Source organism: Kaistella sp. SH40-3 (genome assembly GCF_030686865.1).
In the GTDB taxonomy this organism is placed as follows: Bacteria; Bacteroidota; Bacteroidia; order Flavobacteriales; family Weeksellaceae; genus Kaistella.
Genome location: NZ_JAQYUS010000015.1, coordinates 1 through 12,194 on the forward strand (window position 1 = coordinate 1; position 12,194 = coordinate 12,194).

Annotated in this window: 15 protein-coding genes; all 15 read left to right on the top strand. The window is 30.2% G+C overall.

The genetic code is table 11. The features are described from left to right. The coding region (locus PUH65_RS14625; RefSeq protein WP_305520861.1) for a hypothetical protein at positions 1-798 on the top strand (798 nt) is incomplete at its 5' end. A gap of 10 nt (positions 799-808) precedes the next feature. After that, a complete protein-coding gene (locus PUH65_RS14630) occupies positions 809-1,354 on the top strand; it encodes a hypothetical protein (RefSeq protein WP_123904566.1) in 546 nt (181 codons plus the stop codon). After that, positions 1,344-2,810, top strand: coding sequence for a BCCT family transporter (locus PUH65_RS14635; RefSeq protein WP_116098120.1), 1,467 nt, complete (start codon positions 1,344-1,346; stop codon positions 2,808-2,810). Before PUH65_RS14630 ends, PUH65_RS14635 begins: the two co-directional genes overlap by 11 nt. Next, positions 2,807-4,057, top strand: a complete 1,251-nt coding sequence (locus PUH65_RS14640) for an acetyl-CoA C-acyltransferase (protein ID WP_116098118.1) — start codon at positions 2,807-2,809, stop codon at positions 4,055-4,057. Before PUH65_RS14635 ends, PUH65_RS14640 begins: the two co-directional genes overlap by 4 nt. A 15-nt stretch (positions 4,058-4,072) precedes the next feature. Further along, complete coding sequence (locus PUH65_RS14645; RefSeq protein ID WP_116098116.1) at positions 4,073-5,017, top strand: L-histidine N(alpha)-methyltransferase; 945 nt, start codon at positions 4,073-4,075, stop codon at positions 5,015-5,017. Between the two features lie 6 nt (positions 5,018-5,023). Next, positions 5,024-5,683 carry an aspartate/glutamate racemase family protein gene (locus PUH65_RS14650; RefSeq protein ID WP_116098114.1) on the top strand — a complete coding sequence of 220 codons (660 nt, stop codon included), beginning with the start codon at positions 5,024-5,026 and terminating at the stop codon, positions 5,681-5,683. A gap of 11 nt (positions 5,684-5,694) precedes the next feature. After that, entirely contained in the window at positions 5,695-7,326 is a 1,632-nt protein-coding gene (gene pruA / locus PUH65_RS14655) for an L-glutamate gamma-semialdehyde dehydrogenase (RefSeq protein ID WP_116098112.1), read from the top strand. Between the two features lie 18 nt (positions 7,327-7,344). Beyond that, positions 7,345-8,166, top strand: a complete 822-nt coding sequence (locus PUH65_RS14660) for a helix-turn-helix domain-containing protein (RefSeq protein WP_116098110.1) — start codon at positions 7,345-7,347, stop codon at positions 8,164-8,166. 280 nt (positions 8,167-8,446) lie between these two features. Further along, positions 8,447-8,890: a peptide-methionine (R)-S-oxide reductase MsrB gene (msrB, locus tag PUH65_RS14665; protein ID WP_116098130.1), complete on the top strand. Its 444-nt coding sequence runs from the start codon at positions 8,447-8,449 to the stop codon at positions 8,888-8,890. A gap of 21 nt (positions 8,891-8,911) precedes the next feature. Next, positions 8,912-9,364 (top strand): peptide-methionine (S)-S-oxide reductase MsrA, encoded by a 453-nt coding sequence (msrA, locus tag PUH65_RS14670; protein WP_116098108.1) that lies wholly within the window; start codon positions 8,912-8,914, stop codon positions 9,362-9,364. Between the two features lie 18 nt (positions 9,365-9,382). Then, a complete protein-coding gene (gene msrA, locus PUH65_RS14675; protein ID WP_116098106.1) occupies positions 9,383-9,922 on the top strand; it encodes a peptide-methionine (S)-S-oxide reductase MsrA in 540 nt (179 codons plus the stop codon). Then, a complete protein-coding gene (locus PUH65_RS14680) occupies positions 9,915-10,514 on the top strand; it encodes a redoxin family protein (RefSeq protein ID WP_228406620.1) in 600 nt (199 codons plus the stop codon). Before msrA (PUH65_RS14675) ends, PUH65_RS14680 begins: the two co-directional genes overlap by 8 nt. A 91-nt stretch (positions 10,515-10,605) precedes the next feature. Continuing rightward, positions 10,606-11,676, top strand: a complete 1,071-nt coding sequence (locus PUH65_RS14685; protein ID WP_305520862.1) for a bifunctional methionine sulfoxide reductase B/A protein — start codon at positions 10,606-10,608, stop codon at positions 11,674-11,676. Further along, positions 11,676-11,951 (top strand): GNAT family N-acetyltransferase, encoded by a 276-nt coding sequence (locus PUH65_RS14690; protein ID WP_116098104.1) that lies wholly within the window; start codon positions 11,676-11,678, stop codon positions 11,949-11,951. The genes PUH65_RS14685 and PUH65_RS14690 overlap by 1 nt, the downstream gene beginning before the upstream one ends. 11 nt (positions 11,952-11,962) lie before the next feature. Beyond that, a partial coding sequence (locus tag PUH65_RS14695; protein ID WP_305520863.1) for a hypothetical protein occupies positions 11,963-12,194 on the top strand: 232 nt, incomplete at its 3' end.

A 12,194-nucleotide genomic window follows, 5' to 3' on the forward strand; every position in this document is an offset into this window, starting at 1 on the left:
AAAATTAATGACTACATATTAGCTGAAAAAAGCATTCATAATTATGCTAAAATAATTGGTGAAATCTCAAACCTATATTTATTAAAACAAGATGATTTTAGCCATACTAATATGGTTTGGGATAGTGATAAAAAAGTTTTAAAATCAAGAGAAATAGTATTGCCAAATAATTTTATAGCTACCATTGAATACCACCCAAATCATTTTCATTTTCATATTGCCACCAACTGCCCTAAACTTAAGGAACCAATGGTTCTAACAAGAAATAATAATCTTAATTACATAATTAAAACTTTCCAAAACAATTTGAATCTTATTGGATTGGAAGGGGGAAAAATCCAAAATATGGATTTACCATACCCAGAGTATCTATCATATACAGAAAAACCTTTTTTACCAAGTAAAAACGCCATCCATTTATTTGAAAAAATTAGGACTAATGTAAATAATACATTGCTAGAGCTTTTAACCCATAACAATTTTAAAAGTGAAGTAAGAATCTGGCCTTATAATTTTGATACAGGGATATATTGTAAACATCCAGACGGATTGGAACAATTTGGAGGATATGCACCTGCAGATGCTATTTCTGAATTCCCATATTTCTATAATAGTTTTTATAAAGATGGAAAAGCATTCTTGCCTAATATAAACCAGCAACTTGATTTTGGATATTGGATGAATTCAAACTGGAAAGGAGTTATTTATCCTTTTAAAGAACCTAACGAAGTTGATCTTTTCCTTTCTAACGGAGCACTATTTTTAAAACAAACAACAAATAAATTTTTAAACAAATAATATTTTTAAGATGAAATTAAACGAAAATAATCTATTGGGTGCAGTTACTGAATTAAGAGCTAAAGGATATGAAGACGATTATATTGTTGATAGAAATAACCTAATTTGTACAAACTCAAACAAATGTTTGGCTCATAATGATTTTGATGTGGAAAATGCTTTTCAATTTGAAATCACAGAAAATGCTATCGACTCACAGTTTTTATTTACAATTAAAGACAAACAAACGCAAAACAAAGGGCTTTTAATTGATCTAATGGGGTCTTATTATTACGACGATACACTTATTTCAGAAAAATTAAAAGTCCCTATGGATATGTATGTTTGTGAAGATAGCTCGCCAATGAAATATGGGATGCCTAAAATATATAAAGATATATTTAATCAAAATCCTGAAAGATTTGAATTACGAATAGACTATCCTGACATGCCTGCTTGTCCATTTGGTAATTCATTTAAAGCGTTAGGATTTGATAAAGAAAAAAGGGAATATGTATGGATGGTAACAAGCATAATTAAAGATGATAGATTAAAAAAGGTAGTATATGCTAAATAAGAGAACTTTTTACAATAATAAGATGTTTCTTTCAGGCATTATGTTTAGTATTATGTTCTGTTTTGTTGGAATTTTATTTCCTAAAAAGTTGATGTCTTTTTTGTCTTTTTTAAATGATTTTATTTTAGATAAATTTGGAGTTTTCTACTTATCATTTGGCTTACTAATCGTTCTAATTACACTAATAATCGTTTTCTTGCCTTTTAGTAGAAAAAAAATGGGAGAAACAAATCCAGAATATTCCTATTTCTCTTGGATTGCTTTGCTGTATAGTACAGGAATGGGCTCAGGATTGTTATTAAGAGCAGTTCAAGAGCCAATGTTTTATTTGCAAAAACCACCTATAACAGTCTATGATTCTAAGCAAATAGCTCTTCAATACACTTTTTTCCACTGGGGGCTTACTCCTTGGGCAATGTATAGCATTTTTGGGTTAATTGTTGCTTACAACCTTTATAACAGAAATGAGAAGAATTTTTTAACAGCAATTGTATCGAATATTAAAAACAGCTTATTAAGAAAAACCATCCCTTTGTTCATTATAATAATCACTATTGCAGGAGTTATTGCTTCTCTTGGTTTGGGTACAAGTCAATTTATAGGTGGTTTAAATCAATATTTTAATTTAGATTTAGGCTATAAATCACTGCTGATTACAGTTTCAATAATAGGAATAATAGGAACACTGTCTGCTCTAACAGGAATTTCAAAAGTGATTAAATACTTGGCCGATTTTGACATGATTGTATCATTACTATTATTATTATTTGTAGCTTGTTTTCTTAATTTTCAAAATTATTTTCACAATACAATCTACGCAATTTATCATTATATTATTCATTTCTTCGAAATGAGTTTGTCAGTAGGGAATTTTAAAGCTTCAGAGCGATTTACTAAAGATTGGACTGTTTTTTATTGGGCTTTTTGGTTGGCTTGGGTTCCGTTTACTGGAATATTTATAGCTCGAATTTCAAAAGGAAGAACGATAAGAGAATTTATTTTTGCGACCATTTTAGTGCCTACAATTGCAACCATAATTTGGTTTTCTGTTTTTGCGAATAGTGCTTTCGAAATTGTAAAAAATTCAAGCATCAGCCAATTCGATAATGTTTTCACTTCTTTGTTTATTTTTTTAGAGCACTACCCTCTTTCTATTATTACTGTTTTTTCAGCAACTATTCTAGTACTAGTTTCTATAATTAATTCAGTCGATTCCGCTATTTTTGTTTTAGGAATATTTAGCGATCACGGAAAGGAAGACCCATCAAAAAAACATAAAATATTTTGGGGCATAATCATCACAGCTTCCGCGATCGGGCTGAGCGCAGTTGGTAGTAACGACTTACTGAATGCAATTAGTAACTTACTTATCATTCTGGCATTGCCATTTAGCCTTTTATACCTATTTATAATAATTTCTTTCGTAAATAAATTAATTAAAAAACAAACAAAATGAGAGTTAAAAATGAAATTTGGATTGCTACTGGGTTAAGAACTCCATTTGCAAAAGCAGAAAAAGAGCTTAAAAATGTATCTGCACTTGATATGTCGAAAGAAGTATTAAATAAAATGGTAGAAAAAGCAAAAGCCAAACCCGATTTCGTAATTTGGGGAACAGTCGTACCAACATTAAAGTATAGTAACATCGCTAGAGAAGTCGTAATGGACTCTAATTTAAAAGAAGAAACAATTTCTTTTTCTACAGTTTTAGCATGTAGCAGCTCTTTACTTGCAGCTATAGAAGCAAGTAGTATGATTTCAGATGACGAAACTGCAATAGCAGGTGGTGTTGAGTCTTTTAGTAATGTTCAAATTGGGCTAAATGATAAATCTTCAAATTGGATTAAGAATTTTTCTTTAGCTAAATCTTTCATGGATAAATTAAAATTAATCCCCGGTTTTTTTTCACTTCGAATTCAGACACCACAAAGTGTAAATAGAAGTACAGGAAAAAGTATGGGTCAGCATGCAGAAATTACAGGACAAAGGCTAAATGTACCAAAATTAGAACAAGATGAATTAGCCGTGCTAAGTCATAAAAATTATTTTAAAGCAAAAGAAGATGGGTTTTACCAAGACTTATATTTTCCAGCATTTGGTTTAGATAAAGATGCCATCCCAAGAAAAGAAACATCTGTAGAAAAAATAGCGCATTTAAAACCCGTTTTTGATCGTTCAGAAAAAGGGACAATAACAGCTGGCAATTCTTCTCTTTTTACAGATGGTGCCGCTGGAGTCTGGGTTGCGGGTAAAAATGCAATTAGTAAAATTAATTCTCCATATAAAGCTAGATTGCTCGACTGGGAATTGGCAGGAGTAAATATTGAGGAAGAAGGGATTTTAATGGCACCAACAGTTGCTATTCCAAAAATGCTCGAAAGAAACAAGCTAAATTACGATGACATTGATATCTGGGAAATACATGAGGCATTTGCATCGCAGGTCCTTGCAACTATTATAAAAATTGAAGATAAAAAGCATCTTCAAAAACTAGGTGTCGATTTTGATTTTGGAAAATTCCCAATGAAAAAATTAAATCCCAATGGTAGTAGTATTGCAATAGGTCATCCATTTGGAGCAACAGGAGCTAGAATATTAAGCCAAACCGTAAAAGAACTGCATCAGCTAGGAGAAAATAAAAAAGCGGTAATAAGTGTTTGTGCAGATGGTGGTTTGGGTGCAGTTGTATTAATAGGAAATTAATTAGAAATAAATATAATGTTAAATCAATTTAAAAAAGAGGTTCTTGACGGGCTAAGTAAAACACCACAAAAATCTCTTCCATCTAAATACTTTTATGATAAAAAAGGAGATGATTTATTTGTGCAAATAATGGCTTTGCCAGAATATTATCTAACACGTTCGGAAATGGAGATATTCCAAGAAAAAACAGAGGATATTATATCTGCACTAAGTTTAAACAAAGAAAATAAATATAGCTTAATTGAGTTAGGTGCTGGAGACGGAACAAAAACGGTACATTTATTAAAAGCATTGGTTAATAAAAATATTAATTTTGAGTACTTTCCAGTAGATATATCTCAAAATGCTTTAGATGGAATTAAATCCTATTTAAGAACTGAAGTTCCAACCTTAATAGTCAAACCTAATCATAATGATTATTTTAAAGCTCTAGAAAATCTAAAACAAGACGGAACAATAAAAATTATTTTGTTTTTAGGGTCAAATATTGGAAATTTAGTTGATGAACTTGCTACCGAATTTATTTATCAGCTAGGGAGTAATCTTTTTAAAGGGGATAAGATAATTCTTGGAGTAGACCTAAAAAAACCTAAAGCAATTGTTTTGCCCGCCTACAATGACAGTAAAGGCGTAACTGCCGAATTTAATCTAAATTTACTCGATAGAATAAATAAGGAACTTGGGGCCAATTTTAATAGAGCGCAATTTGAACATGCACCAACATATGATGAACATATAGGAATTGCAAAAAGTTATATTAAAAGTAAAATAAAACAAAGCGTTATAATTGATGGGATTGAATTTTATTTTGAAAAAGATGAATTAATTCATACCGAAGTTTCCAGAAAATACGATGACCAGGTTTTAAAACAAATTCTTTCTAAAACAGATATTAGATGGGAAAATAAAATAACAGATTCTAAACAATTTTTTGCAAATTATGTTTTAGAAAAAAATTAGACAATAATGAATAAATTGGGAATTATAGGATTAGGCTCAAAATCAACAACCTACTATATAGAACTTCTAAATTTGTTTTACAACAAAAAGCATGGAGGATTTAATACTTGTCCTTTTACAATGGTAAATATTAATTTTAATGAAATTAATCCTTTTTTACCTAATGATTTTATTAATATAAATGGGAACATCCTCCCCTATCTTCATTATATAAATTCATTGAAAGTTAGGGAGCTACTTATTCCTAATATTACGATTCACCAAGCAATAGATAATTTAATCATTACAGAAAAATTTAATTTTAAAATAATCCATCCATTAGATTTACTAATTAGTCATCTTAAATTAAATGGAATAGAAAATGTTATTATTTTAGGTACAAAATACACAATGGAAGGAAATTATATTCAATCAAAACTTAAACAAAATAATATTTATGTGACTAAAGTAACCGAAAATGTTATCAATGAAATCGAAAAAATAAGAATAGAAATATATAACGGCAATCTTGATTACAAAAAAAAATATCTGACAGAATTTGCCCAAAGTCAACCTAATTTAAAAGTGATCCTTGCCTGTACAGAACTTTCTGTTTTGGCAAATCAAAATTCGCTTTTCATAGACATGGCAACTCTACAAATTAAAAAAGCAATAGAAAACTTATAAAAACAAACATTATGTCAAATGCAATTTTTACACCTAAAAAACCTGTAAATGAACCTGTGAAAGATTATGTCGCTGGAAGTTTTGAAAGAATTCAGCTTGATGAAGCTATAGCAAAACTTAAATCAGAAGTAATTGATATACCAATGTATATCAATGGAAATGAAATTACAAGTTCTGAAAAAATAAATATAGTATCACCACACAATCATAACCATACTTTAGGGCTTTATAACAAAGGAAAAAAAGAGCATGTAACCATGGCTATTGATGCAGCACTCAATGCAAGAAAACAATGGGCTAATATGTCTTGGGAACATAGAGCAAGTATTTTTTTGAAAGCTGCAGATTTAATTGCGGGTAAATATAGGGCAAAGTTAAATGCAGCAACTATGTTAGGTCAAAGTAAAAGTGTTCATCAAACAGAAATCGATAGCGTTTGTGAATCAGTTGATTTTTTAAGATTTAATGTTCATTTTATGTCAGAAATTTATAAAGAACAACCAGAATCTCCAGATGGTGTTTGGAATAAATTAGAGTGGCGACCATTAGAAGGATTTGTTTTTGCACTTACTCCATTTAATTTTACTTCGATTGCCTGTAATCTACCAACAAGTGCTGCCATGATGGGCAATGTGGTAGTCTGGAAACCAAGTAATGCACAAATATACAGTGCTAAAGTTTTGATGGATATATATAAAGAAGCAGGATTGCCAAAAGGTATAATAAATATGATATTTCCAACAGGCCCTGATGCAGCAGAAGTTATATTTAATCACCCAGATTTTTCAGGGATTCATTTCACAGGTAGCACTGCAGTTTTTCAAAATATTTGGCAAAAAATTGGGAATAATATTCAAAAATATAAATCTTACCCTAGAATCGTTGGGGAAACAGGTGGAAAAGATTTTATTATGGCACATTCAAGTGCAGATATCGATGCTTTTGTAACAGCAATAATAAGAGGTTCTTTTGAATATCAAGGGCAAAAATGTTCTGCTTCTTCACGAGCCTATGTTCCAAACAGTATTTGGCCGGCAGTAAAAGAAAAATTAGTAGAACAAGTAAATGCAATAAAAATTGGCAGCCCAGAAGATTATACAAATTTTATGAATGCAGTTATTGATGAAAAAAGTTTTGATAAATTAAATTCATATATTAAAGCTGCCAAAGCGGATTCAAATACAGAAGTAATAACCCAAAGTATAAACAGTAAAGAAATCGGCTACTTTATACAGCCAACAATAATTAAAACTAATGATCCAAAGTATGTTACGATGTGTGAGGAATTGTTTGGACCAATTTTAACCTTATATGTATATGAAGATAGTGAATTTGAAGCAATTCTAGATTTAGTAGATTCAACATCAATTTACGCTTTAACAGGTGCTTTTTTCGCCCAAGATAGAGAAGTAATTGAAGTTGCAAGCAACAGGCTAAATCAATCAGCAGGTAATTTTTATATTAATGACAAAAGTACTGGAGCGGTTGTAGGTCAGCAGCCTTTTGGAGGTGCAAGAGGAAGTGGTACTAATGATAAAGCTGGATCTAAAATTAATTTGCTTCGCTGGACATCAGCTAGAACTATAAAAGAAAATTTAGTTCCGCCTACAAATTATAAATATCCATTTATGGATAAAAAATAAAATTAAGCAAATAACTATATGGTTTTTAAAGGCACGTTAGAAGAATATCTATTTGTATCAGAGATAGTTCCTGAAAGAATGTACATGTTTAATAAAGACTTAAAAACAGGATTGTCTGTTATATGGAATATTGGGACTAAAGCAGAATTTATAATAGATAGCCAGCCAATAGCCGTTAAAAAAGATTGTTTTCTTTTTTTAACCAGCTTTCATACGATACAGAAAATTGAATTTGAAAAATTAAGAGTAATCCAGTTTAATCAACCTTTTTATTGTGTTGAAAATCATGATAGTGATGTAGGTTGTAAAGGACTCTTGTTTTTTGGGGCATCAACAATTCCAAAAATTCGAATCGATCATGAGGAAAAGAAACAATTCGAATTAATTTGGAAAGTTCTTGAAATGGAAATTGAACAGAAAGACGATTATTCTTTAGAAATGCTTAAATCGTTGTTAAAAAGATTTTTAATTTTAAGTGTTAGAAAATACAGGCAGCAAAACTTAGATATTAATGAAGATTCTAAGGCAATAGGAATAATTCGAGAATATAATTTTCTTGTAGAAAAACATTTTAAAACCAAGACAACAGTTGCTGCTTATGCTGACATGCTTTTTAAATCACCAAAAACATTGTCTAATTTTTTTAAAATGCATATAGATAAATCTCCTATTGAAATTATCAATAATAGAAGATTACTTGAAGCAAAAAGACTTTTAAAATATTCGAAAATTCCAATACAAGAAATTGCGGAAGAACTTTCTTTTAGTGATGTTCAAGCTTTTAGTAATTTTATAAAAAAGCACACCAACAAATCACCTACATTTATTCGGGATAATTAATTTAAAGGAAATATTTATAAATATTTAGGAAGTTCAAAAAAGAACTTCCTTTTTTTTGTTGAGTAAATTTGCAATAGAAAAGTAAGTTTTTCCTTTAATGCTTTTGTTTTAAAAGAAAATAATTTTACAAATATAAAATATTTCTCATTTTAACCGATTGGTAAAAAATCAATAATCAAGGAAAAATAAACAAATAAAAAGGTATTTTAAAATATAAGTAAAAAGGAATGTGTATATAACTTTGTTTAATAATTAAAACCTAAACATTATGAAAGATAAAATATTAAAATGGAACGATGTACTAAACTTTGCAAACAATGGAAATCCAGCACCAGATAGAAGAGTTGAAAAAAAAGATGAAGAATGGAGACAACAATTAACGGAAGAAGAATTTTACATCACAAGAAAAAAAGGAACAGAAGCTAGATTTTCTGGCGAGCATTGTTCAAGGTATGAACCAGGTAAATATGGTTGTGTTTGTTGTGATAATGAATTATTTGATTCAGGTGAAAAATTTGATAGTGGAACAGGTTGGCCAAGTTTTACACTTCCAATTAAGGAAAATGCCATAAAATATCACAAAGATGGTTCTTTTGGAATGATTAGAATCGAAGTAATGTGTAATGTCTGCGATAGTCATTTAGGGCATGTGTTTCAAGATGGACCACAACCAAGTGGTTTAAGATACTGTATTAATTCAGTGTCGATGAAAAAAATAGATTAATAATATCAAAAACCAATTAAAATGAAAAACATACAATTTATAACCTTTGGAGGAGGTTGTTTTTGGGGAGTAGAAAAGTTTTTACAAGATATTCCTGGAGTTATCGATGCTGTTTCTGGTTATGCAGGAGGAGAATCAATAGACCCTACTTATTCTGATGTATGCGGTGGAAGAACTGGACATGCAGAAGTTGTAAACGTTGAGTTTGATGCAGATATAATTTCTTTAGAAGCCCTAACAAAAAAATTTATCGTTAAATACGGAACAAATTCTAGTTCAAATGCAGATTCTGTTTCACAATATAGATCCATTATTTTGTACCGGAATAATGAACAAAAAGAAGCAATAGAAAAAACGCTAAGCGATGAAAATGGGATTAGAAAATACACTACTCAAATTAAAGCATTAAATAAATTTTATGAAGCAGAAGATTATCATCAAGATTACCATGGGAGTTGTAGGGTAAATGCTTAATAAAAATTTACAAAAAGAATGAAAGATATACAAAAAGCTACATTAGGAGGAGGATGCTTTTGGTGTGTAGAAGCTATAATCCAAAGATTAAAAGGTGTTGAAAAGGTAATTTCTGGGTATACAGGCGGAACAACAAAAGACCCAACATATAGAGAGGTTTGTAATGGAAATACTGGGCATGCAGAAGTTATTCAGGTCACTTTTGACGCTGAGATTATAACTTACGATGAGTTATTAGCTGTATTTATAACTAGTCATGACCCAACAACCTTAAATAAACAGGGTGCAGATTATGGCACACAATACAGATCAGTAATTTATTATCACAATACATACCAAAAAACTGTAGCAGAAGAAGTCATTGCAATAATTAATCCAATTTTTAATAATAAAATAATAACTGAAATTAGTCCTCTTGGTGATTTTTATCCAGCGGAAGCATATCATCAAAACTACTATAATCAAAATAATTCAGCAGGATATTGTAATGCTGTAATTACTCCAAAGGTAAATAAACTCCGAAAAATGTATGCTGATAAATTAAAAGAAAATGCTTAAAATAAAATATTTACTATTAATGATTTTAACATTTGCAACTTTCGATTGCAAGGGGCAAAAAGAAGATAGTATAAAGATAAAAGTAAAAAAAATGGATACAACAAAAAATAATTATGGGATAGAGGGTCTAAAAGCTCCTGAATGGAAAATTGAACAATGGGTAGATGAAAACGGAAATAAAACCAAGCCAATTCAATTATCTGATTATAACGGAAAGTTTAAAGTCGTATACTGTTTTCAAAGCTGGTGTCCAGGTTGTCATAGCATTGGACTGCCATCACTACAAGCAATGACTGATGCTTTAAAGGATAATGATAACGTTAAGTTTTTAGCAGTTCAAACAGTATTTGAAGGTGCAAGTAGTAATACTTATGAGAAAATGCTTGAAGTACAAAAAAAGTATAATTTAAAAATTCCTTTTGGGCAAGACAATGGAGATGATTCCACAAGAAACATTTCTAATATAATGTATAATTATAGAACTGGGGGAACGCCTTGGTTCATATTTATTGATCAAGATGACAACGTTGTTTTTAATGATTATCATTTAAATACAGAAAAAGCAATTGAATTTTTGCAAACAATAAAGTAGTTTTTTCATAATTAGGTTAATTAGTTGGTATTCCTCCAAGTGTAATAGCTTGGAGGTTTATTTAAAAACAACAAATATAAAAACAGAGAGCATGAAAAATAAAAACAATTTTATAAAAATTGCAATGATGGTTTTTACAGCCTTCACATTACAATCTTGTGCACAAAGCACTTCAAATTCAGAAGCAGAAAAAATAAAAAATTTAGCAATAAGTTCTGTAAACAAAACAGATGCCGAATGGAAAAAAGAACTTTCTGCTGAACAATATTACGTATTAAGAGAAAAAGGAACAGAAAAGCCTTATACTGGGGAATTATTATTAAATAAAGATAAAGGAATATATAAATGCGCTGGATGTGGTAATGAGTTGTTTACAGATGAAATGAAGTTTGATTCACATTGTGGCTGGCCTAGTTTTGACAAAGAAATAGCAGGTGGAAAAATTACCACGAAAGAAGATACTACTTTAGGCATGAAAAGGGTGGAGATAAATTGTGCGAAATGCGACGGACATTTAGGGCATATTTTTGATGACGGGCCAACAGAAACTGGGAAAAGATATTGCGTGAACTCTGTTTCGTTGTCGTTTGAACCTGCTTCAAAAACCAAAAAAGAAATTGTAAAAGCTACTTCTGATACAATTACTCTTGGAGGCGGTTGCTTTTGGTGTATTGAAGCCATATACGAAAAATTAGATGGTGTAAAGTCTGTTGTATCGGGTTATGCAGGAGGACAAACAAAAAATCCATCTTATTATGAAACAAGCTCTGGTAAAACTGGACACGCGGAAGTAACTCAAATTGTTTTTGACCCTAATAAAACTTCAGTTGAAGAGATTTTAAAAGTGTTTTTTACAGTTCATGATCCAACTACATTAAATAGTCAAGGAGCAGACTCAGGAACACAATATAGATCTATTATATTGTATAAAGATAATGAACAAAAAAAGATTGCAACAGAAATTATTGTTGCTCTTAACAAAGCAAAAGTGTATAATAACCCTATAGTAACGGAAGTAAAACCTCTAATAAAGTTTTATAAAGCGGAGAATTCTCACCAGGACTACTATGCGAGCAATATATCAGAACCCTATTGTCAAATGGTGATTCAACCCAAAATAGAAAAATTTGAAAAAATATTTAAAGAAAGGATTAAAAAATAATGGAAACTTCAGGAATTCAACATTATCCAGATTTAAACATGTTTGTAATGAGAGTTGGCGATGATTTTGCTAAAATTGAATATATAGTAAAAAACAACTGCTATCATCTTGTCCATTCAGAAGTCCCGAACCGGCTAAGAGGAAAAGGAATAGGAAGAGAATTGGTAGAAAAAACATTTGAATATTTACATTTTAACCAAATTAAAGCGATAGCAGAATGCAGTTATATTATTGCTGTAGCTAAAAGAAGTGAAAAACTAAAATTACTTATTTAAAAACAGTAGCAATGGAAAACATTAGTAATGTAGAAGAAATTAAAGCCTTAATCGCGTTATTGGATGACGAAGACGAGTTCATATTTGAGAATGTCAATAAAAAAATTAATGAGCTAGGAGAAGATACAATTCCATATTTGCAAAAAGGGTTTGAGAATAGTCAAAACGCACTTCAAAGAAAAAGACTTGCCTTTTTGTTGGATAAATTTAAGCTAATAAAACTGAATAATGAAATTACAAATT